The sequence below is a fragment of the Motilimonas eburnea genome, assembly GCF_021295345.1.
Lineage (GTDB): Bacteria > Pseudomonadota > Gammaproteobacteria > Enterobacterales > CBDFNC01 > Motilimonas > Motilimonas eburnea.
The window spans coordinates 1-22,165 of sequence record NZ_JAIMJB010000032.1; the positions used below are offsets into that span (position 1 = coordinate 1).

A 22,165-nucleotide genomic window follows, 5' to 3' on the forward strand; every position below is an offset into this window, starting at 1 on the left:
ATTGAAGGGAGGTAATAACTTGTTCAAAACCTGCTGTTTTCGTTCTTCACTATAGCGTGGCACTATCAAGCCTTAACGCCCCAACTGGTTAAATTTTAAGTAGTGACAACTATCCTGCCAGAGGGGGGAAGTAAGAATAACAAAATCTGGTCACCCATCAATTTGCGCGAACTCACATCCTAGAGCAAGGCGTTAAAGTAAAATTAGAAAACTCTAACGCGAAAGACTGGCGAAAGGCTAAGGCTGGACACCCACCCATTTGCGCCCAGTTATTGGCGCGGTAAATAAACATCAAAAGTCTCGCTTTGTTCACAATAAACTTCTAACTTATTGATATATAATCCCAAAAAGCTTTTGCTCGCTTATGTACGAGTGACAGACTCGGGCTTGGTGATTTTTCGTCTTGGTTTGTTTTTCGCTGGGAGGTGAGTTAATGATGAAGTTTAGTTTTAAGTGTCTGATGAAAAATGATTTTTATAAGGTTGATCTAGGTGTAAGGTTGCGGGTTTACCAAGAAAAGTGTGAATACACTGTTAAATGTCAATCATAGGTCGGTATGATATTTAAAATTGGGAATTTAGATAATCAAGAAGAGCTGTTCTGGGATGATCTCTATGAGGTAGAGGAGTACCCCAATTTCTCTCGTTTACTCATTGGCTGTAAAGCGAGAGAAATCCCTCTTATTCTTGAGTTCTGCAAAGAAATGGAAGGGCCTTTTGGCGTATTACATGTTTTGCTAGCGTCGCGTTTAGGAAAAGAATCTGGAAGATACCAAAGTCCTTATCCATTATCTTACGACGAACTTGAGTTATTTTTGTACGAGCACCAAGAGTACTTTGAGCGTGATGGTAGAAGTCATTTATGGGTGTCATCAGTGACTGGTGAAGGTCAATTCATATTTGACAATCATAACTACATATACGCCTATGGCGATATAGAGGGTTACGTTAGTAAATTAATGCTGAAGGGCTTCAGTGAAGGCGAGGTAAAAATCCCCGTGCCACACTGTCACAATTATCATGTAGAATTTGATGGTGAAGAAGAGTCCGTAAATAATTCATTCGAGTGGTTATATTCACCGCTACAGGATGGCGATGATCCATAGCCATTTAACCAAGCGTTAGGAGTCACAAGGGAATAGTATGACAGATGATGAATACGATAGTTGGGTAGGATCTCAGCGCAGCAATGTCCTAGAGTATCTCGAATTGAACGGATTGGTATCTCCAACTTTAGCTGAATGGCCAGCTTTTGATGTAGCGCCACATTTCGCAATTTGGGCAATAGAATCGAAAGAGCAACCCGGGGCCGTTGGTTGGTGGGCTTTTTCTGGTGATTGTCCGACTGATTATGTTTCTGAATCAGGGGACTGCCATCCAAGGTCTGCCCTGAGAGATTTGCTTAAAGCTTGGAAAAGTTATTTGCCGTATTTGAAAGAAGGACGACAGCCAGAAAATACCTCTTTTGGTAAAGATAGTGATTTCAAACGTCTTGCTAATCTGCTCGAGTCTAGGATTGAAATTCTTGATAACTGGTTAACTGATGATGAAGTTTGGGAGTATCTGAACTCCTAACAAAAACATGTTGGCGATGCAAAACAGTCTGGCGGTTTTGGTATAACGAAAGGCCAAAAAAGGCTGGACACCCATCTCTTTGCTTTCCTACGGTGCATATGAATGAGACGTTAGGTACCCAACTTGCCTAGAGTAGTTTAAGGAGTGATATGAAAAAACTACTAACACTATTAAAGTTGACCAGTATGCGGCTCAATAGAAAAAGAGCGTCGAGTGATTTGGTAAATACTGAGGAAAGTAAGGGCTCAAGTTGGATAGAAGTGTGGGCTCTTTACATGAGTACACAAAGTGTTGAGCAAACGAAGAAGACGGCTGCTCAACTGTTTGATGATGTCCCGGGCGAGGTTGTAGCCAACTATCATACGTTCGAATATGAGTTATGCGGAAGAAAGTACAAAGCTGTTCTGGTTGAAGACTTAAGCAAAACCTCTGAACCTGTCAAAGCGATGGATAAAGGAGATGCTAAGTACGCGAAAGTAAAGGTTAATCCAAATCAACCTAGCGAATATGAGTTTCAGTATTGTGATTGTGGTCAACCTCACTGACCGTCAGCAAAATTAAGTGGGATAGCATACTTTGGTGAAAAGTTTGAAATTAGCAATTGATGTTCAATATGTGGATGACAAAGCAGTCGTCGCAGGGGTTCTATTTCGTGATTGGGATTGTGAGCATGTTTATGAAACTATTGTTAAAGAAGTCAGTCCGGTAGCGCCTTATGAACCAGGCTCATTCTATAAGCGCGAACTACCCTGCATTCTTTCTTTACTCGATGATGTTGCAGAAAGTATAGAAACCATTATCGTTGATGGTTATGTTAATCTCGGTGCGGAACAGGCAGCGGGGCTTGGCATGCACTTGTATAAAGCGTTAGGAGAAACAATCAACGTAATTGGTGTTGCCAAGAAGCCGTTCAAAGATACGCCCAGAGATTGTGAAGTGTTTAGAGGAAAGAGTTTAAATCCGTTGTATGTAACAGCGGTCGGTATCAGTTTAGATGAAGCGAAGTTGGCAATAACCAAGATGCACGGTAAACACCGTCATCCTACCTTACTGAAGAAAGCTGACCAACTTTGTAGAGGGATCTGCTGTGCCTAACAAAAAGACTACACACCCATCAATTTTCTGCCTGTTATTAGTGCAGTAAATTAATGGAAAAGTCTCGCATTGTTCACATCAGTTTCTTAACTTATTGATATATAATCTCAAAAAAGCTTATCCTCGTTTGTTTACGGGGGCCTGAGTCGGGCTCGGTATGCTTTCGTCTCGGTTTGTTTTCTCGGGGATGAGAGTTAATAGCTAAGGTTTCTTGTAAGCTTTTGATAAATATTTATTTAGTTTTCTGGTTCTAGGCGGAGCCGTACGGGTTTACCAAGAAAAGTGCTAGTGAGAATTATGCATCGTCCATATAAATCGATAAATGAGATTCCTTTTGATTCACCAGAATCTGAAGTAATTAAGAGGTGTGGATCGCCAGATAGGACCGGAGTGAATTCTATTGGGTTAAAAGAACTCGACTATGGTGAGAGTATTTATCGATTTGATTCAAGCGGTAAATTCGTTGAGGTTACGGTTAATCTTGAGGAGTTGGCATTAGATTTTGAGGTCGTTCAATTCGGTGAGCTTGAAGGCTATCTAACAAAGAACGATGTGGGTATATTTAATAAATTCGGGTTTCTTGTTAGCCCTAAGTTTGGATTAGCCTTCGACCCTGATCACAAGCATTGGGTTACGTTTTTTCGAGAAACTAAGCTAGAAGATTGGCGCAATATATGAAAATGCACTTAACAAGCAGCAGCAACCGACCATCAAAAGAGTCACTCAAATTGCTGCGCAATTACGTGCCACTTTAGCCCGCGGCTGAGCGCGGCGCTAAATTCCATTGAGAGAGTTATGAAAGATTCAGAGAAGTTTGGAAAATTGATCTCTCAAGAGCTTAGAGATAAAGCCTTAAATCGTTATCTTGATTTAGAGTCAGGTCGGCTTAAATCGCCCAGTATGCGAGAATTGATGTCAAAGCTGAGTGGTTTTTCAAGCGATCAAAAAGAATTGGTAAGAAAACTGCTCACAGAGTGCATCGATACAGGAATACACGATTTCTTATTTGCACTTGAAGAAGAAAATGAAGAGATTAAAGTAACCATAAATGGCCACGATATTGCCAAAGAGTCTGATGGTTTAAGTGGTGAGATATATACCGACGATGGCTGGTTCGAAAAATACAGTGAGTATGGGCAGAGCGGAATTTAACAGCAGTAACTGACCTCCTGCAACTACACTTCTTGTGCATAAACCCTGCACAAAAGCCGCCAGTTACCTCCGGCGGCAGTGCGCTGAGGGAAGAAATGTTCTCCGATTCGCAGAAAATTGAAACGTATAAAGCTCTAGGTCAAATTGCGATGAGCAGCGGCGGAAGTGAGTACAAGTGCGCTTGGGCTATGAGTTTGCTGGAGCAAGGCGTTGATTCACCAAGCCTTGTTATCCTTGCAACGCTTCTGAAGCCCATAAATGAATTTGAAGCCGACGATTATTTCAATAGAGTTTTAAAAGAACTAAACATCGAACGCCCCAGTGATGCAGGTGCAATAGAAGGATATGCCAGAGTTTTAATGAAAGAGGTGATTGACGGTTCTTTGGCTCTAGAAATGGGTGCCTCAATGATATATGGTGCTTACATTAAACTTGGTTATCCTGAATTATTTGGCGAATTCACAGTTCTCGAGGATGACTGGTATTGTGAATGTATTAATGGCTGGTCAAAAGAGAAATGAAGAGCCGAGATCATTAAGACATGCAAAGAGGTTTATGAATTTCTTAATTATCCAATCATTTTCAAAGATTAACCAATCAATCAACTCCGCGCCTTCGGCGCCGGAAGCTGAAAAGCTTCGCAGGTTATTGAGGCGTTTGGCGAAGAGATTATGAAGAATTTGTTACTCGTACAAATATTAGATGAAGAATTGCTCGCAACTGGATTTGAGAGAAGCAAATGCGGCATTCCTATTTATAAAAGAACAGTGAATGGAAACGAGCAAATACTAGGACTAAGGAAAGGGTCATCTTCTTCTAAAGAATATTCAGTATATTTTGAAGTGCCAGAAGAGGAACATTTCTATGAATTATCACCATTATGTCCGCTTAAAAACTCATATTGGTGGCCTGAAGAACTCGCAGCTAGTCAAGAAAGAGAGTTGAGGGGGCTAATTAAAAATGTTGCTCTTGTGTATTTCAAGTCAAAAGGTAGGACAGTGCTAGATGGTATTAGCGAAGTTAAGCGCCTACTAGAAAATGAAAAAACACCTTTTAAGGAAGCCGAAGAGTGTTTATGGCGAGTAAAGGGCGATTTGATTGAAATAGTAGATTTTGAGCTATTGGCTAATGATGTTTTCTGCTATATCTACGTCACGAGTTGGCATAAAGACCTTTTGGATGTTGGAGAAGAAATTCATCCAGAAAACATATCAAGAGTTGCTTCACAAACCGTAGCCCAATGTCAGATTGATTCTGAGCCAAATACAACTATTTATTCATATGAATCTTTCGAAATGGGCACCTCAGGCGTGGCCAAAAGAGTTAATGACACTATCATAGGTTACTTTGATAGTATTAATACCATTGATGATGTTAAGAGAAATATTCGAAAAGAATACAGATATCACTTCGCGTAATTTGCTTCGAAAGGCTAGACCCCCATCATGTCGCCCTATTGAAGCCTTAACCAATCGGCATCCACAGGGTTTTTGAAAGCTCAGCAAAGCCTAATTTGTCGTAGAAGGCTTGTGCATCATAGTTAAAAGACATGACTTCAAGTCGCATTTGTATGGCTCCTTGCTGTTTCGCCCATTGTTGACATTGAGTCATCAGCATACGTCCTATCCCAGATGTGCGTTCGTTTTCATCGACGATTAGGGTGCCGACTCGGCAAATGGGATCTTTTAGCAAAAAGGGCACGGCTTCATTTTTCGCGATGATGGCGGTAATAAATCCCACTATCTGGTTATCTCGCTGCGCCAACAAAAACAGCCTTGCGGGATCGTTTAGTGCATCAAGCAGAAATTCGCGCTCGGCTAGGCTTGGTGCGACAAATGCGTGGGGCGCCTGTTCAAAGTGTAAAGCGCCTATTTGATGACTTAAGCGTAACAGCGCGTCTATATCCGATGAAGTGGCGGCTCGAATTTCCATTATTGCAGCTCCCTTTGTCTTTGGTGTTAGGCGCAAGTTGCCAGTGTGACTAGATGGATACCTTAGCAAATAAGCCTGCTAAGGTATCTTGGCAGGCGAAGAGTTTGCTATAAAACAGCAGGCTTACGCCATAGAAATCACTTTGGCCACTAATTTGGCGATGCCGGCATCGGCTTCTAAAATGTTGCCCGCCAACATATAAGCGGGGGTAGAGACCAGTTTATGGGCTTCATCAACTACTATGTCATCGACTGGGCATTCAAGGTGCTCTGCGCCCATTGCCGCGATCGCCGCTGCGGTATTGGCGTCGTTGCCTATGGTCGCCTTGGCGCCAGTGCCATAAACATGGGGGATCATGGCTGGAGCTATGCACATGTAACCCGCTGGCTTAGCGGCGGTGGCAAACTCTTTACACACTTTTAATATATCGGCTTGCACCACTGCCTGCGCGCCTTTTACGGCAAAATCACTGAGGTTTTTCGCCGCGCCAAAACCGCCGGGTAAAATAAGGGCATCAAACTCATCCACATTTAACTCTGTGATAGGCTTAATGTCACCTCGGGCGATGCGAGCAGCTTCGATGAGCACATTACGATTGGCTGGCATCACCTCACCATTGAGGTGATTGATGGTATGCATTTGCTCAATATCGGGGGCAAAGCATTGATACTGCGCCCCAGCTTTGGCGATATGAAGCAGGGTTAACACGCTTTCATGAACTTCCGCGCCATCATAAACCCCGCAACCGGCAAGGATCACCGCTACTTTTTTCATTAAATTGCTCCTGTAGGTTATTTCTTTTGCCCCCAGCGGGGCACTCATAGGCTTATCACGTTAACTTAAATTAAATGGGCTAGGCTAGTAGAGTCACTCAGCTAAACGGCTGTTTAGCTTGAAATTGTGACCTAAACTAGCGTTGAATTTGGGTTGTTTAGGTAAGGTGACGCGCTAACTCTAGCTAACGGGGTTAGTATTGAAAGCGATTGGCTATCACTGAATAAGGTAAGCTGAAAATGAAATCAAATCGAAGAGGCTGCTATTGCTCACTTTGGCAAGACTCCTCAAAAACCTTGATTGAACAAGGCGTTAAAAAGGGCTACTGTGGTATTTGTAGTATCTGTGGTGAGCAAGGCCATTTGCGCCACGCTCCAGGGGCATTTCCTTATACCGACGCGTGGTGCGATCCCTGTTTTAAGGTTCAGTCGGTGATTAACGTATTACAGGCTTTAGCCATTCCCATGCTGATTGGCTCCTTGTTTTTTCAGGCTTGGTTGTTTACGGGGCTTGCGGTGCTGTTATTTGGCCAAGGATATTGGCTCAATAACTATGGCAAAGTCATCATTAGGAAGTTGTCCCGTAAACTAGCGGGAGCTTGAGGTAAGGCTATGCAATGGAAGCGAGCTAACTAGGAGGTAGAATGGGCATTTTAGAAGTAGATGGCGTTGCCATTGAAAAACAGCATAAGGCAAGTTGTCATTGTGGCAGCGTCGAGATCTTGTTTGATTTACCGAACGGCCTTGAAGAGCTAAGGCGTTGTGATTGTTCATTATGTCGCCGTCGCGGCGCGATAGCTGCTTCGGTGCCCTTGTCGGGAATCACCATCGTTAAAGGGGCTGAGCATTTAAAGCGGTATCAATTTAACACCATGACGGCAAAGCACTATTTTTGTGGTAACTGTGGTATTTATACCCATCATCAGCGCCGCTCTAATCCCAGCCAATATGGTTTTAACGTGGCGTGTTTGGAGGGGAACAATCCGCTTAAGCTGGGTGAAATACCAACCAATGATGGGGTGAATCATCCAGCGGATCGTAAATAACCTCAGTATTGGTTAACTGTGGGTGGTTGTGGCCTTGTGTTTGTCTTATTCGCCGAGCTCGCCTCACACAAGGCAATCATACCATGCAGTAATCAATCTCGGCATTGCTGAACCAAGGTTCTGGTTAAGTGGTCGGCATTTTCTAACAACTCGAACAGTTTAGCCCAAAAAAGCGTCTTGTTAATTGTATTTATTTGCTTTATTTTTGATGTGTAACCTACTGAAAATAATAAAGGAAATAACATGACTGCATTGACAAAAGGCGTACACCATGTGGGCTTGACCGTGGCCAATTTAGAGGCCAGTGCTCAGTTTTTCACTGGGCTACTCGGTTGGCATGAGGTCAAACGTAATCCCGATTACCCGGCGATTTTTGTCAGCGATGGCTATATTATGCTGACTTTATGGGACGCTAAAGTTGATGCGCCTTTGGCCTTTGACAGAAAAGCCAATGTTGGTTTGCATCATTTGGCATTGCAAGTTGAAACCCTAAGCCAACTAGAGGCCTTGCATCAGCAACTTGTCGATGCGGGCGTTAACATTGAATTTGGCCCCGAGTTAGTTAAAGCGGGCCCAGCTAAGCATATGATGTGTTATGAACCAAGTGGGATCCGCATTGAGTTCTTTTGCGCAGGTGTTGCTAACTAAATAATTAAAAACAATACTTTAGGTGATAAATTAATTGCCTGAGTGATTAATTCGGATACCGTTACCTAAGGTGAACATGAAATTTAATATTAGCCGTTTGCATACTCAATCTGGGATTGTTCAGTTGTCTGGTGAGCTGGAGAAAACGGCCTCAGGAATAGCACTGCATTATCGCTGTGTAAGCTTAATGGGCACTGATGGGTGGTTTAGTTTAGATTTAACAAACGAACATACCCAACAATTTCTTTGTGACATTGAACAAGAAGTCATTGCACATTTGGGTGATTAGCCAAGGTAATAGCCAGTATAAACAATGGTTCATTTCACACCCATGTCCTGGCATCAGCTGATGCCCAACTGCTTTGCACCTGTGTATATTCTCAGGTTTGCGAGGTAAGGCACACCGCTTGTTATTGAATCGTGTGTTTTATGTTACAGCTAACAGAATGCTCAGGAAATAATTCATAGAATCTGGCCCCTTACGAAGTCGTTGTGTAAGTGGAGTAGTTAATGATTCAAATCAAGGCCATGATCTTACTGGCCATCATGTTCATATTAGGGGCATGTGGTGGCTCTGGAAGTGGCGACAGTGCACCTAGCCAAGAAGAAGGCGGATCACAGCCACCGATTTCCTATCCAAAAATGACGCAGGCTCAAGCTAGCCGCTTGTTGCATCAAGCCACTTTTGGCCCCACAGGTGCAGAGATAGACGCAGCAACCAATCTATCGGCCCACGCTTGGTTAGAGCAACAATTTAGTTTGTCACCGACATACCATTTACCCTTACTCAAGTTAAGCCCGGATAAAGAGCAGGCCACTTACATTAATCGAATAGATACTTGGTGGCATGCCAGCTTAAGGGCACCTGATCAACTTAGACAACGGGTCGCGTTTGCCTTAAGCCAAATTTTTGTGGTGTCCGATACAGGTAACAATTTGCGCAGTCAGCCCGAAGCCATGCTTAATTATTATGATTTATTACTTAAGCACAGCTTTGGTAATTATCGTGATTTACTGCAAGACGTGACCCTATCGCCGGTGATGGGGACATATTTAAGCCACTTAGGCAATGAAAAAGCCAATGTTGAGCTCAATATTCGTCCCGATGAAAACTATGCTCGTGAAGTGATGCAGCTATTTACTATAGGGTTAGAGGAGTTAAACCTTGATGGCACGCCAAAACGCACCGCTCAAGGCAACACCATCGCTACTTACGATCAAACTCAAATTGAAGGTTTTGCCCGTATTTTTACCGGTTGGACCTTTGCTGATAGTACGAAATGGACAAGGCCCAATAAAGACTACCTAAAACTGATGCAAGTGTGGCCTGAGTATCATTCGGAGCTGGAAAAAGTGTTGCTCAATGGCACTGTCGTTGCGGCCAATGAAGGCCCAGAAAATGCGCTAAAGCTTGCACTGGACAACTTATTTGAGCACGATAATGTCGGCCCATTTATTAGTAAACAGTTGATCCAACGTTTAACCACCTCCAACCCCAGCGCTGATTATGTCGCCCGAGTGGCTCAAGTGTTTAACGATAATGGCTCAGGCATACGCGGTGATTTAAAAGCGGTTATCTATGCTATTTTGATGGATCCCCAAGCGCGTGATTTAAGCCAAGCGCCAGCGCATTTCGGTAAATTGAAAGAGCCGCTATTGCAAACGGCGCAGTTGTGGCGGGAGCTTAACGCATACAGTCAATCTGGCTACTTTATTACTTGGGGTTTAGATGAAACGCATGGCCAAGTGCCGCTTGGCTCGCCATCGGTGTTTAATTTTTATCGCCCTGATTATCAACCATTAACCCTAGCGGGAACAGAGCTGGTGGCGCCAGAGGCGCAAATTGCTAACAGTGCAACCAGTATTGGTTTACTCAATTATCATTATTCAAGTTTAGTTTGGCGCATTGCCAGCACTAAGGATGACAATACTGGCAATCAAATCTTAGTGGACTTTTCTGACCATGCCAAGCTGGTTGAGGCAGAAGGAAAAACCGCGCTAATTGACTATTACAATCAAGTCTTTTTAAGTGGGCAAATGAGTGATGAATTAAGGCGGGAGCTACTCGGTGTGTTTGATTGGGCCGAGAAGCAAGATTTGCAATATCAAATTGCTTATTGCTTGTTTTTACTCGTTGTTTCACCTGAATACGCACATCAAAGGTAATGGATATGGATCGCAGAACATTTTTGTCTTTATGCCTTAAGGGTGGGGTATCGGCAGCGGTGCTGACGTCAACACAACTGAGTGCAATGCAAAGCTTGTTAAATCAGCAGCAATACAATGATTACAAGGCGCTGGTTTGTATATTTTTATTGGGTGGCAATGACTCGATGAATATGTTGCTGCCGATGTCGGGTCAAGATAAAGCGGATTATCTAGCCAGTCGCCAAAATTTGGCGATTGTGGATCCGATTAGCCTATCGCCTATCTCTTCTTTAGCGGAAACCGGTTTGAATCCGGCTTTAGCACCACTTCATGACATATTTAATACGGGTGACTTGGCCTTTGTTGGCGGGGTTGGAACTTTGTTAGCACCCACGACATTGGATGATTTTAAAAATAAACGCAGCCATATCCCTGCGCACTTGTTTTCCCATAACGACCAGCAAGCACGCTGGATGCATGGCAAAGAAAAACAAAGTATCAACACGGGGTGGGGAGGGAGAATGTTGGAGCTGCTTGAAGACCACCCCCATTTTGCCAGTAATATTTCCCTTGCCGGTACCAATCCATGGCAAACGGGACATAAAACGTCAGCCTTTGCTATGTCTCGCTCTGGCCAAGCCAAAATTCATGCATTCAAAGGGACGAGTAATCGTGCACAGCAAATAGAGCAAAGTGTGATGCGCAATCTTGCTGCTAGCCAAAGTCGATTAGCTAAGGTTTACGGTGAGGGCCTCTCAACGGGTATCGCCAATAGCCAAGCAATGAATGCCAGTTTAGAAAACTTAGTCCCTTTACCTGATTTTGGCGAAGGGCGTTTGTCACAGCAGTTACAAACCGTGGCTAAGGTGATTGCCAGCCAAAGCCAGCTAGGCACAGGCCGCCAAATCTTTTATGTCACCATGGGCGGCTTTGATACCCATGATGAGCAAGTGACTAAGCATCCTGAGCTATTAGCAGAGCTTGCCACTAGCATGAGTGAGTTTAATCGAGCTATGGTGAGTCTAGGCGTGAATGATCAAGTCACTAGTTTTACTATGTCTGACTTTGGCCGTACTTTAAGCTCGAACGGTGATGGTACAGATCATGGTTGGGCTGGTAATCAAATGGTGATGGGCGGTGCGGTAAAAGGGCAAGACATCTATGGTACCTTGTTACCCCAACGTTTGGGCAGTGAGTTTGATGTCAAAGGGGGGCGTTTGATCCCACAAGTGAGTACCGAGCAATACAGCGCCACTTTAGCTAAGTGGTTTGGCTTGAGTGCGAGTGACATCATAGAGCTGTTTCCAAGCCTAGGAAACTTTGATCAAGCAACCTTGAACTTTATGGCTTAACTTTTGGCTCTCAACAAAAAAGGCCCAGCGTAAAAGCTGGGCCTTTTGCTAATAAAGTAGACTTAATCGTTACCTAATCCTTTACCCGCATCTTTGGCATTGATTAGCTCAATGGCATAGCCGTCAGGATCTTTAACAAACGCAATGACGGTTGTGCCGCCTTTTACCGGACCCGGCTCGCGAGTAATGTTACCGCCCGCGGCACGAATGGCATCACAGGTGGCGTAAATATCTTGGGTTTCAATGGCGATATGGCCATAGGCATTACCGAGATCGTAACTATCAGTACCCCAGTTGTAAGTCAGCTCAATCACGGTTTGCTCTGACTCTTCACCATAGCCAAGGAAAGCTAAGGTGTATTTGTATTCCACGTTTTCCGACTTTCTGAGCAACTTCATGCCCAACACTTGAGTATAGAATTCGATAGATTTTTCTAAATTGCCCACGCGGAGCATGGTGTGTAATAAACGCATTGCTGACTCCAAAAATTGCTAAACAGGGTTTGATTTTATTTTTATGTATTGTACTGGCGAATACCGTGCAACAGCAAGGCCACCAGGCACTAGCTCTCGCTGGTTTTCTCTTTAAATTCACATAAATCTTCAATGATACAGGCGTTGCATTTAGGCTTGCGCGCTACGCAGACATAGCGGCCATGTAATATCAGCCAATGGTGTACATCTACTTTAAACTCAGCAGGCACCACCTTGAGTAGCTTTTCTTCTACTTGGTCGACGTTTTTACCCATGGCAAATTTGGTGCGATTTGACACCCGAAAGATATGGGTGTCCACTGCGATGGTTGGCCAGCCAAAGGCGGTATTTAACACCACATTGGCGGTTTTACGGCCTACGCCGGGCAGGGCGACGAGCGCATCTCGGTCTTCGGGCACTTCTCCGCCATGGAGATCAAGTAGCATACGGCACGCTTTTATCACGTTTTCGGCCTTGCTGTTGTATAACCCGATGGTTTTGATGTATTCCTTTAACCCCTCAACGCCCAAATCATAAATGGCCTGTGGTGTGTTGGCGACGGGAAACAACTTATCCGTTGCCTTGTTAACACTGACATCGGTGGCTTGGGCGGAGAGGGTGACTGCCACCAATAATTCAAATGGGCTGCTAAAGTTAAGCTCGGTTTCAGGCTTTGGGTTTTGCTCACGCAGCCGCGTTAAAATCTCACGGCGTTTAGTATTGTTCATATTTAATTATTTTTTATCAGCGATATTTTTAAGGGCGATTAAAAAGCCCATGACCACAAAGGCGCCCGGGGGCAGCACAGCGAATAAAAACGAAGTATCTGAGCTAAACACGGTAATGGTAAGATCGGGAATACCTTGGCCAAACAGGGCTTGGGCACCCGAAAACAAAGTACCATTACCCAGTAATTCACGGATTGCGCCTAAGGCAAGTAGCACCAAGCTAAAGCCTAAGCCCATCATTAAGCCATCAAGAGCGGCGATGCCGGGCTCGTTTTTCGATGCAAAGGCTTCGGCGCGCCCGATAATGGCGCAGTTGGTGACGATAAGCGGAATAAAAATGCCCAGTGACAAATATAAGTCGTAGGTAAAGGCATGCATGATTAACTCGATACAAGTAACCAAAGAAGCAATGATCATCACGAAAATAGGAATGCGAATTTCTTTGGGCACTTGATTGCGCACTAGGGACACTATCCAGTTAGACAGCACCAATACGGCGGTGGTGGCGATGGCAAGGCCAAGGGCGTTGATCACGGTGGAAGACACCGCTAATAAAGGGCATAAGCCCAGTAGTTGGACTAATCCGGGGTTGTTTTTCCACAACCCCTGTTTGATGATTTCTTTGCTTTCGTCAGAAACCCAAGGTTTCGCATCATGGTGCGTGTCTGGGTTAGTCAGATCGTCAATTTGGCTCATGATTTGACTCCACAGTTACCGGTTTGTTGATAGAGGTGGTCGCGGTTTCGTTGGTAAAACAGCAAGGTATTTTTGACGGCCGTTACCACGGCTCTTGGGGTAATGGTTGCTCCAGTAAAGGCATCAAATTGGCCGCCATCTTTTTTTACCGCCCAGCGAGCGTCTTGTTCTGACTCCAGTACGTAGCCGCTAAACTTGGTGATCCAATCGGATTTTGCTAACTCGATTTTATCGCCTAACCCCGGGGTTTCTTTATGCTCTAGCACGCGCACGCCAGCAATGGAGCCATCGTACCAAATACCCACCAGCAAGCGAATGTTACCGTTGTAGCCATTGGGCGCAACGGCTTCGATAGCAAGGCCAACAGGGTGTTCATCCTGTTTTGCCAGCCAAGTTTGCACCGGCTCGGTGGTGCCTAATAAGCTGGGTGATTCACTGTAGAAGCAGCTAGCAAATAAGTCATTGTTGTATTGCTCCGCTGGAATTAATTCGCTGATGTTGGCGATTAATTGGGCCTCAATTTGCTTATCAATGATAGGCTTGGTTAAGCTCGAAGTGATGGCCACGACAGCGGTTGAAACGATCGCGAAGATGGCCAAGATCAAGCCGTTTTTTGAGACGAATCGGGTCTTGGATTGGCTCATGCTTTACGACTCCCATAAACACTTGGCTGAGTGTAATAATCAATTAAAGGCACGCACATATTGGCTAAGATCACTGCAAAAGCGATGGCGTCAGGGTAGCCACCCCAAGTGCGGATCACATAGGTGAGAAGCGCGATCAATACTCCAAAAATTATACGTCCTCGGGGTGTCGTTGATGCTGACACGGGATCGGTGAGGATAAAAAACGCCGCGAATATGCTGGCACCCGAGAATAAGTGGATCAGAGGCGATACCATGGTATCAGGATCGCTTAGATAACCCATCAGAGAAATCACAAATAGACCCCCAAGAAAACTCGCCGGGATCTGCCAGCCGATGGCTTTTTGTTTTAGCAAAAATAACCCGCCAACGAGAAAAGCAATGCTGATCCATTCACTGCCAAAGCCAGCAAAGGTGCCAAATATGGGTTTATTCAAGCTTTCACTGACAGTTAAACCATGGCCAAGATCGGTTTTAAGGGTATCGAGAGGGGTGGCCATGGTCGTGCCATCAACGGCCGTTTTTATTTGTTGCAAGCTGTAACCGTCAATGGAAAAACCGCTGGCAATTAACGACCAGGCATCGGCAAACGTGACGCTGTGCTGCATCAAACTCTCTGGCGGTACCCAACTTGTCATGTGTACGGGGAACGAGATCAGCAGCAGCACGTATGCCACCATGGCGGGGTTAAATAGGTTTTGACCTAAGCCGCCGTAGAGATGCTTCACCACTAAGATGGCAAACACGATACCTATCGCGGTGATCCACCAAGGTGTGTAGGGAGGTAAACTGATACCGAGCAGTACGCCCGTCAGTAATGCACTGTTATCTTTGATGGTTCTGATTACTGGTTTGTTGCGGATGGCGAGAATAATGGCTTCGGTGACCACAGCCAATATACCAGCAATCATAATTTGGATCAGGTTGCCCCAACCAAATACATACCATTGAACAAATACCCCAGGAATCAGGCATAACATGACCAAGCGCATTAACTCTGGCGTCTTTAATGCCTTGCGGCTAAAGGGCGATGAGGCTAGGTTAAGTTTCATTTAGCGATTGTCCTTTTGGGAGTCGGGTTGCATTTGTTCATGTTTCGCCTGTTGCTCGGCTTTTTTGGCTTTGGCGCGAGCAATGGCTGCTGCCACGGCTGGGTTTTTACTTGCCGCAGCCGGTTTTTCTAGCTCAGGCGCTTTGTCAGAGGCATTAACGGCTTCCCCTTGCTGCGCCGCCTTTTTTGCTTTAGCGCGAGCGATGGCTGCCGCTACTGCGGGGTTTTTAGTCGGTGCGGTTGACTGCTCTGGCTCAGATTCTGTTTTAGCTGCAGTTTCAGCTTCGCTTTGCTGGGCTGCCTTTTTCGCTTTAGCTCGAGCAATGGCTGCCGCTACCGCGGGGTTTTTAGTCGGTGCGGTTGACTGTTCTGGCTCAGATTCTGTTTTAGCTGTAGTTTCAGTTTTAGTTTCAGTTTTAGTTTCAGCCTCGCTTTGCTGGGCTGCCTTTTTCGCTTTAGCGCGAGCAATGGCTGCCGCTACTGCGGGGTTTTTAGTCGGTGCGGTTGACTGTTCTGGCTCAGATTCTGTTTTAGCTGCAGTTTCAGTTTCAGCCTCGCTTTGCTGGGCTGCCTTTTTCGCTTTAGCGCGAGCAATGGCTGCAGCTACTGCGGGGTTTTTAGTCGGTGCGGTTGACTGTTCTGGCTCAGGTTCTGTTTTAGCTGCAGTTTCAGTTTCAGCCTCGCTTTGCTGGGCTGCTTTTTTCGCTTTAGCGCGAGCGATGGCTGCCGCTACCGCGGGGTTTTTAGTCGGTGCGGTTGACTGTTCTGGCTCAGATTCTGTTTTAGCTGCAGTTTCAGTTTCAGCCTCGCTTTGCTGGGCTGCTTTTTTCGCTTTAGCGCGTGCAATGGCCGCGGCAACAGCTGAGTTTTTAGTCGGGGCTGATGATGGCGCCGGCTCAGAATCACTATGCGTTATTGGCTGTTCACCTTGCTGCGCTTCCTTTTTGGCTTTGGCGCGGGCTAGGGCAGCAGCAACGGCTGGATTAGTGGTTTTAGCCGTTGATGTTGCTTCTGCCTTGGTTTGTTGTGTTGGCGCGTCTTCTGTTTGTGCCTGTTTCGCAAGTTTGGCAAGTCTAGCTTGCTCTTTACGCGCCTTTCTAACGGCGGCCATATCATCATCTTGTGGTTCGGCTGTGCGCTTAGCTTTAGCTCGCTCTAATGCTTGAGCCACGGCATCCTTGGCAGGTACATCTTGATCAGTTGATGCAGTGGCCGGCGTTTTTTCTTGATTAGCTAAAATTTGTGCTTTGCGTTTTTCAGCGGCAGCCTTATTACGCGCTTCGCGCTCTTGTTTTTCACGCTCAAGGCGAGCTTGGCGCGCTTCATGGCGCACACGGGCTATTTCGGCTTTTTTCGCTTCTTGCTCTTGTTGGCGAATGTCTGCTTTGCCGATGCGGTAGTATTGAACCAGTGGAATCTCACTCGGGCACACATAGGCGCAACTGCCACACTCAATACAATCAAATAGGTTATATTCACGCAGTTTTTCATGGTCGTTTGACTTGGCATACCAGTAAAGCTGCTGAGGCAGTAAAGAGGCAGGACAGGCATCGGCGCACTCACCACAGCGAATGCAGGCCATTTCTTGCCCGGGTGTCGGCAATTCTTGCTCGGTAGGGGCAAGAATACAGTTCGTGGTTTTTATAATGGGAGCACTGGCGCTGGGCAACGTGAACCCCATCATGGGGCCGCCGATGATCAAGCGCGTTTGGTTATCTTGGGGTTGTAAATTAAAAGGGGCAATTAACTGTTCAATTGGCGTGCCAATTAATGCGTGCACGTTACCACGTTGTTCAAAGGCTTCACCGGTAATGGTCACAATGCGTGAAATCAGTGGTTCGTCATCCATCACTGCCCGTTTAATCGCAAACGCTGTGCCCACATTGTGCATCAATATCCCCATGTCTATGGGGTAGCCTTTGTTCGGCACTTGTTTACCCGTGATCAGTTCTATCAGTTGCTTCTCACCGCCCGATGGGTACTTAGTTGGCACTACCGTGACGCGGCGTTGCTCGTTATTATACTCACTGAGGGCGGCAATCGCTTCTGGCTTGTTACTTTCAATGGCAATGACGGTGTGTTTGCACTGTGTCACTTGCTCAATAATTTCAATGCCTTGAATTAGTTCGCTAGCGTATTCACGCATCAACATATCGTCGGCAGTAATATAGGGCTCACATTCAATGCCGTTAATAATTAACAGCTCTATGTCAGCTTTTCCCGATAGCTTTAAGTGAGCTGGAAAACCAGCACCGCCTTTGCCTGCGATGCCTGCAAGGTGAATTTTGTCGATAATGGCATGGCGATCTAATTGGCTGATGTCTGTAGTAGGGTGGCGTTCAATCCAAGTGTCATTGCCATCTGGAGCAATGATGATGCTGATCTCGGGTAAACCAGAGGGGTGGCAACTCGGTCTTGATTCAATGGCTGTTACTTTGCCTGACGTACTGGCATGAACGGGCAGGGCACGAAAGTTGTTGTGGTGGGTTAATGGCTGCCCTTTGAGCACGGAGTCGCCTACCTTGACCAATAAGTCGGCTGGCTCACCAATATGTTGATTGAGTGGAATGACCAATTCGGTTGGAATCAGCGCAGGCAGAATAGGTTGTTGGTTTGAAAGGCTTTTGCGTTCAGACGGAAACACCCCGCCAGCAAAACGCCACAGTTTACCTTGTTTAATATGGGCCAAAATGGACTGGATCAAACTACTGAACCTCTTTAATTGAAATAGACTGCAGATCCCATTGCCATGTTTTGGTGGTTTCATCGATGGGGATCATTTCAATACAATCTGTCGGGCAAGGCGCCACGCACAACTCGCAGCCGGTACATTCATCGGCAATCACCGTATGCATTTGCCGTGTTGCCCCTAAAATGGCATCCACTGGGCAAGCTTGGATACACTTAGTACAGCCAATGCACTCATCTTCATGGACAAAGGCGACCGCTTTCGGTTTTTCTTCGCCTTCTAGTTTAGTGGGCTCAACGCCCATTAAGTCTGCCAGCTTGACGATCACCGCTTCACCGCCCGGTGGACACTTGTTGATCGCATCGCCGTTGGCAATTGCATTGGCGTAGGGTTTACACCCAGGATAGCCACATTGGCCACATTGAGTTTGCGGCAAAATAGCATCAATCTGCTCGACGATAGGATCGGCTTTAACTTTAAAACGTATCGCGGCATAGCCTAAGATCAAACCAAAAATTAACGCAAGCAAACCAAGGCTGATGACAGCAATTCCAATACTCATCTAACGTGACTGCTCCATTAAAACTTAACTAGGCCTGAAAAGCCCATAAAACCAAGGGACATGAGGCCTGCTGTGATCATCGCGATAGATGCCCCTTTGAATGGTACCGGTACATCGGCGGCACTGAGGCGCTCACGCATAGCAGAGAACAACACCAATACGAGGGAAAAACCAACGGCAGCGCCAAAACCATAAATGAGTGATTCAACAAAATTATGGCCTTCATTGACGTTTAATAATGCTAAACCCAACACGGCGCAATTGGTGGTGATCAAGGGTAAAAAAATGCCGAGTAAGCGATACAGGCTAGGGCTGGTTTTATGAACCACCATTTCGGTAAATTGCACCACAACGGCAATCACCAAAATAAAGCTCAAGGTACGTAAATAGCCTAATCCTAAGGGTAATAACAAGTATTGGTTCACTAAATACGAAACGGCAGCGGTTAAGGTAAGCACAAATGTGGTGGCAAAAGACATGCCTACCGCGGTGCTTATTTTGCTCGATACCCCCATAAACGGGCATAAGCCAAGAAACTTAACCAGAACAAAATTGTTCACTAGCACAGTCGCGACTAGCAGCAGAAGGTATTCGCTCATTATCATCATTCACTTGATCATTGAGCGCACAGTTTAACAAGTTTTAACGCTCGAAATAAGCAAAAAAAGCGCTTTTATAGAGTGAGTGGTGAAGGGGTAATCGCTTTTGGCAAAAGGCCTTACGCTATGTAAGGCCTAATTCTGAGAGGGAAAACTACTTAACTTTTGCTAATGGCGTTGGGCGAGAGATTAAGAAGCCTTGTAAACCATCGACGTACATATTTTCTAGTAGTTGTTTCTGTTCAAGGTGCTCAACCCCTTCGGCAATCACTTGACAACCCATACGGTGAGCAACATCGACTATCATGCGTAAAAATTGCTGGTTGGCACTGTCGCGCTCTATGTTACTGATAAGACCTGCATCAACCTTAACAAAATCAGGCTTGAGTTCTTTAAACAATCTGAACGAACCTATGCCTTTACCAAATTTACTGATAGCACTGCGGCTGCCGGTGCGCTTAAGCATATCAAATACACGCTTACTGGCCACCAGGTTACGGTCTAGCACTTCTTCGTCGAACTCGAAAATCAATGAAGCCGCAATGTTAGGCTCACGCAGTAATAAACGCTCAAGCCATACGATAAACGCGCTGTTTTGCAAAGAGGTCGCTGAAATATTAACTCCCCAGCGCGCCGAGCCATCGGTTTTGTGGCGACATTGGCTGACCATGGTCTCAAGGATCACTTGCTCGAGTTTTACGATCAAGTCCATTCGTTGGGCCATGGCAAACACGGTCTCCGTTGGGATCATGGCGTTATTTTGGCCAACAAAACGGGTGAAGATTTCTTGATAGCCCTTCATGTTTCGATGTATCGCTTGAATGGGTTGATGCAGCAACATCACAGCACGATTTTCGATAACTTCTTCAATTACCTTCTTCCAATGTAATTGGCCAAGGTTGGTCTCATTAGAGTCATTTTGCTCAAATGCCCAAGCGTTTAGGCCTTCCGTTTGTGCTTTAGCCAGCGCGATATCGGCACGGGCGAGCACTTGCTCAGGTAACTGACCAGAGGAGATAGAGGATAACCCGGTGTAAGCAACACTTTCTAAGTTATGCAGGGCTTGGTATTCATCGAATTGGTGCTTGAGAGACTTGGCCAATTTTTGCGCTTCGCTGATGGTCATATTGGGCGCGAGTAGGGCAAAGTCGGAGCCAGAAATGCGGTAACACTGGCACTCAGGGTATCGCTTGATCAACTGCACTAACATGCGGCCGATATCGGCAAGGTAAATATCACCTTGCTGGTAACCGCGTTGCTGGTTGATGTTGTTGAGCTCGGATGCGCGCACAAGGGCTAAGATTGCGGCACTGTTATCACCGTCGTCACTTAATATTTGGGTTAGCTCTTTGCGAAAAGCATGGCGGTTGTTCAGGCCCGTCAAATTGTCCATATTGACTTGCTTGGCCAGCATTTGGATCTTCTGCTGCTGCTCTTGCATCACTTGGTGAAAGCGTTGTCTTTGTTCGAGTAACTGCTCCGTTACTTGGCTAAATGTACTCACTTCGCCACTTTCAGAGCTGACTTCTTTGACCAAGCTCGACTCTAAATTTCTGATTAATCTAAAGTAAGCCCAATTTACTAAAATAGCTGTGATAACAAACAAAATGAACAATTGGTAGAACAACTTAACCGCTACGTCGGCGATAGCAGCAAAGCTATTAATAAAGTTGATGCTGAGGTTGCTCGTTTGTAATTCGATGGCCTTGCCAGCACTTGGGAAGAACAGCTTAAACAGTAGGGGGGAGCCAATATCATTGCTGGCAATGTAAGTAAAGTCGCCTGACTTGTCCGTGATTTGGACATGGCTAAGTTTGTATTTATTCGCTAATTCATCAACCGTTGCCTGGCTTGGGCCTTTGATTGAAATCGCCTGTGTGATGTCTGCAATGACAGCTTCATTTTTCTCATTAATGAGAGGCGAAAAATGAAGTTTGATGGCTAATAGCACCGCAACCGCGGCCACCAATATGATGATATTGGTGATCATTAAGCTATGTTTATACTCTTTCATATCGCTTCCAAGCTTGTTTTAGGCCGATTTGGCACAGCGCCTAAGTAATTTATTTGAGTCTAACACGGTATCCATTACTACAAAAATAGCATATCTGAATATTGAGACATAAATATAATTATCTCAGGGGGTTAAAAAACAAAGAGAGCATGAGAAAAGAGATTGGCTCCTCCTGCTGGGCTTGAACCAGCGACCTGCGGATTAACAGTCCGTCGCTCTACCAACTGAGCTAAGGAGGAACAATATAGATTTGTGATTGAATGGCTCCTCCTGCTGGGCTTGAACCAGCGACCTGCGGATTAACAGTCCGTCGCTCTACCAACTGAGCTAAGGAGGAATTATTCAATTTTTTGTCTTTGCTTGGCTCCTCCTGCTGGGCTTGAACCAGCGACCTGCGGATTAACAGTCCGTCGCTCTACCAACTGAGCTAAGGAGGAACAATTGCAAATTAGGCTGTTATCTTAACTTGTGGTCTTAACTACCACTTATGCTGCCTTGTTAAGGGCGTGTCTCAACAACGGGGCGCATATTAAAACCCGAAGTTAACGCTGTCAACACTTGACCTAATAAAAAACAGATTCTGTGTTTAGTTGGTGAATTTCTAAGCTCTGATACGGCATCACTCCCTCTCAAGTGAGAGATTATGGGCCAGAACAAGGGGGTTAAACATTACTTTTTGGACTGTTGTTGATGAAATTAGCTTCAATGCTCTATTTTTCAATTTTTGCGATAAAATTGAGGATGAAATACATCAACTAAAAATGAAAGTTGTTACATTAATCACAAAATATTTTTTCTGTCTTCCCCTGCCGTATTCATCAGAGTTATTCACAATTGGCTGGCAAGCCTATGGCACAAGGCGTGGCTTGAGTTATCCACTATTTTTGTGGATAAGTATGTGAGTTATGGTCTGCTAAGTGCTTCAAAGCCTTGCTGTGCTTGGCTTGAGGAAAACGTAAAGAATAAGGGGGGATTAATCAAAATGTATA

25 protein-coding genes and 3 tRNA genes are annotated in these 22,165 nt (G+C 45.3%); 14 read left to right on the forward strand and 14 right to left on the reverse strand.

The window, feature by feature from the left end; all coding sequences use genetic code 11:
• The first annotated feature begins 556 nt into the window (after positions 1 to 556).
• The 8 genes from K6Y21_RS20110 to K6Y21_RS20145 all read left to right on the forward strand — a co-directional run bounded on the left by K6Y21_RS20110 (position 557) and on the right by K6Y21_RS20145 (position 5,239).
• Positions 557 to 1,105 (forward strand): hypothetical protein, encoded by a 549-nt coding sequence (locus K6Y21_RS20110; protein ID WP_233073706.1) that lies wholly within the window; start codon positions 557 to 559, stop codon positions 1,103 to 1,105.
• A gap of 37 nt (positions 1,106 to 1,142) precedes the next feature.
• Positions 1,143 to 1,574 (forward strand): DUF4826 family protein, encoded by a 432-nt coding sequence (locus K6Y21_RS20115; RefSeq protein WP_233073707.1) that lies wholly within the window; start codon positions 1,143 to 1,145, stop codon positions 1,572 to 1,574.
• A gap of 149 nt (positions 1,575 to 1,723) precedes the next feature.
• On the forward strand, positions 1,724 to 2,119 hold the full coding sequence (locus tag K6Y21_RS20120) for a hypothetical protein (protein ID WP_233073708.1): 396 nt from the start codon (positions 1,724 to 1,726) through the stop codon (positions 2,117 to 2,119).
• A gap of 43 nt (positions 2,120 to 2,162) precedes the next feature.
• Positions 2,163 to 2,669, forward strand: a complete 507-nt coding sequence (locus K6Y21_RS20125; protein ID WP_233073709.1) for an endonuclease V — start codon at positions 2,163 to 2,165, stop codon at positions 2,667 to 2,669.
• Between the two features lie 297 nt (positions 2,670 to 2,966).
• Positions 2,967 to 3,347 carry a hypothetical protein gene (locus tag K6Y21_RS20130; RefSeq protein ID WP_233073710.1) on the forward strand — a complete coding sequence of 127 codons (381 nt, stop codon included), beginning with the start codon at positions 2,967 to 2,969 and terminating at the stop codon, positions 3,345 to 3,347.
• A gap of 117 nt (positions 3,348 to 3,464) precedes the next feature.
• Entirely contained in the window at positions 3,465 to 3,821 is a 357-nt protein-coding gene (locus K6Y21_RS20135; RefSeq protein WP_233073711.1) for a hypothetical protein, read from the forward strand.
• Between the two features lie 95 nt (positions 3,822 to 3,916).
• Positions 3,917 to 4,342: a hypothetical protein gene (locus K6Y21_RS20140; protein ID WP_233073712.1), complete on the forward strand. Its 426-nt coding sequence runs from the start codon at positions 3,917 to 3,919 to the stop codon at positions 4,340 to 4,342.
• 150 nt (positions 4,343 to 4,492) lie between these two features.
• Positions 4,493 to 5,239 (forward strand): hypothetical protein, encoded by a 747-nt coding sequence (locus K6Y21_RS20145; RefSeq protein ID WP_233073714.1) that lies wholly within the window; start codon positions 4,493 to 4,495, stop codon positions 5,237 to 5,239.
• A 46-nt stretch (positions 5,240 to 5,285) separates the two neighbouring features.
• Here the strand turns inward: K6Y21_RS20145 and K6Y21_RS20150 are convergent, their stop codons facing one another.
• Positions 5,286 to 5,753 carry a GNAT family N-acetyltransferase gene (locus K6Y21_RS20150; protein WP_233073715.1) on the reverse strand — a complete coding sequence of 156 codons (468 nt, stop codon included), beginning with the start codon at positions 5,751 to 5,753 and terminating at the stop codon, positions 5,286 to 5,288.
• 123 nt (positions 5,754 to 5,876) lie between these two features.
• Positions 5,877 to 6,527 carry an isoprenoid biosynthesis glyoxalase ElbB gene (gene elbB / locus K6Y21_RS20155; RefSeq protein WP_233073716.1) on the reverse strand — a complete coding sequence of 217 codons (651 nt, stop codon included), beginning with the start codon at positions 6,525 to 6,527 and terminating at the stop codon, positions 5,877 to 5,879.
• Between the two features lie 239 nt (positions 6,528 to 6,766).
• On the opposite strand from elbB, the gene K6Y21_RS20160 reads away from it, so the two are divergent.
• The 6 genes from K6Y21_RS20160 (at position 6,767) to K6Y21_RS20185 (ending at position 11,720) form a co-directional block, all read left to right on the forward strand.
• Positions 6,767 to 7,129: a hypothetical protein gene (locus K6Y21_RS20160; protein WP_233073717.1), complete on the forward strand. Its 363-nt coding sequence runs from the start codon at positions 6,767 to 6,769 to the stop codon at positions 7,127 to 7,129.
• 41 nt (positions 7,130 to 7,170) lie between these two features.
• A complete protein-coding gene (locus K6Y21_RS20165) occupies positions 7,171 to 7,572 on the forward strand; it encodes a GFA family protein (RefSeq protein ID WP_233073718.1) in 402 nt (133 codons plus the stop codon).
• 243 nt (positions 7,573 to 7,815) lie between these two features.
• Complete coding sequence (locus K6Y21_RS20170; RefSeq protein ID WP_233073719.1) at positions 7,816 to 8,220, forward strand: VOC family protein; 405 nt, start codon at positions 7,816 to 7,818, stop codon at positions 8,218 to 8,220.
• Positions 8,221 to 8,296: 76 nt separating this feature from the next.
• Entirely contained in the window at positions 8,297 to 8,509 is a 213-nt protein-coding gene (locus K6Y21_RS20175) for a hypothetical protein (protein ID WP_233073720.1), read from the forward strand.
• A gap of 221 nt (positions 8,510 to 8,730) precedes the next feature.
• Complete coding sequence (locus K6Y21_RS20180; RefSeq protein WP_233073721.1) at positions 8,731 to 10,386, forward strand: DUF1800 domain-containing protein; 1,656 nt, start codon at positions 8,731 to 8,733, stop codon at positions 10,384 to 10,386.
• Positions 10,386 to 11,720, forward strand: a complete 1,335-nt coding sequence (locus K6Y21_RS20185) for a DUF1501 domain-containing protein (RefSeq protein ID WP_233073722.1) — start codon at positions 10,386 to 10,388, stop codon at positions 11,718 to 11,720. Before K6Y21_RS20180 ends, K6Y21_RS20185 begins: the two co-directional genes overlap by 1 nt.
• A 62-nt stretch (positions 11,721 to 11,782) precedes the next feature.
• On the opposite strand, the gene gloA is transcribed toward K6Y21_RS20185, so the two are convergent.
• The 12 genes from gloA to K6Y21_RS20245 form a co-directional block, all read right to left on the reverse strand.
• Entirely contained in the window at positions 11,783 to 12,193 is a 411-nt protein-coding gene (gene gloA / locus K6Y21_RS20190; protein WP_233073723.1) for a lactoylglutathione lyase, read from the reverse strand.
• Positions 12,194 to 12,282: 89 nt separating this feature from the next.
• Entirely contained in the window at positions 12,283 to 12,921 is a 639-nt protein-coding gene (nth, locus tag K6Y21_RS20195; RefSeq protein ID WP_233073725.1) for an endonuclease III, read from the reverse strand.
• A gap of 6 nt (positions 12,922 to 12,927) precedes the next feature.
• Positions 12,928 to 13,617, reverse strand: coding sequence for an electron transport complex subunit E (locus tag K6Y21_RS20200; RefSeq protein WP_233073727.1), 690 nt, complete (start codon positions 13,615 to 13,617; stop codon positions 12,928 to 12,930).
• A complete protein-coding gene (gene rsxG, locus K6Y21_RS20205) occupies positions 13,614 to 14,261 on the reverse strand; it encodes an electron transport complex subunit RsxG (RefSeq protein ID WP_233073728.1) in 648 nt (215 codons plus the stop codon). Before rsxG ends, K6Y21_RS20200 begins: the two co-directional genes overlap by 4 nt.
• Positions 14,258 to 15,313, reverse strand: a complete 1,056-nt coding sequence (gene rsxD, locus K6Y21_RS20210) for an electron transport complex subunit RsxD (protein ID WP_233073729.1) — start codon at positions 15,311 to 15,313, stop codon at positions 14,258 to 14,260. Before rsxD ends, rsxG begins: the two co-directional genes overlap by 4 nt.
• Entirely contained in the window at positions 15,314 to 18,016 is a 2,703-nt protein-coding gene (rsxC, locus tag K6Y21_RS20215; RefSeq protein ID WP_238486479.1) for an electron transport complex subunit RsxC, read from the reverse strand.
• A 1-nt stretch (position 18,017) separates the two neighbouring features.
• Positions 18,018 to 18,563 (reverse strand): electron transport complex subunit RsxB, encoded by a 546-nt coding sequence (rsxB, locus tag K6Y21_RS20220; protein ID WP_233073730.1) that lies wholly within the window; start codon positions 18,561 to 18,563, stop codon positions 18,018 to 18,020.
• A gap of 17 nt (positions 18,564 to 18,580) precedes the next feature.
• Positions 18,581 to 19,162 carry an electron transport complex subunit RsxA gene (rsxA, locus tag K6Y21_RS20225; RefSeq protein WP_233073731.1) on the reverse strand — a complete coding sequence of 194 codons (582 nt, stop codon included), beginning with the start codon at positions 19,160 to 19,162 and terminating at the stop codon, positions 18,581 to 18,583.
• Between the two features lie 154 nt (positions 19,163 to 19,316).
• Positions 19,317 to 21,176 (reverse strand): EAL domain-containing protein, encoded by a 1,860-nt coding sequence (locus K6Y21_RS20230; protein WP_233073732.1) that lies wholly within the window; start codon positions 21,174 to 21,176, stop codon positions 19,317 to 19,319.
• Positions 21,177 to 21,339: 163 nt separating this feature from the next.
• Positions 21,340 to 21,415: transfer RNA gene (locus K6Y21_RS20235), tRNA-Asn, on the reverse strand.
• Between the two features lie 22 nt (positions 21,416 to 21,437).
• A tRNA-Asn gene (locus tag K6Y21_RS20240) sits at positions 21,438 to 21,513 on the reverse strand.
• A 24-nt stretch (positions 21,514 to 21,537) separates the two neighbouring features.
• Positions 21,538 to 21,613: transfer RNA gene (locus tag K6Y21_RS20245), tRNA-Asn, on the reverse strand.
• Positions 21,614 to 22,165 lie beyond the last annotated feature (552 nt).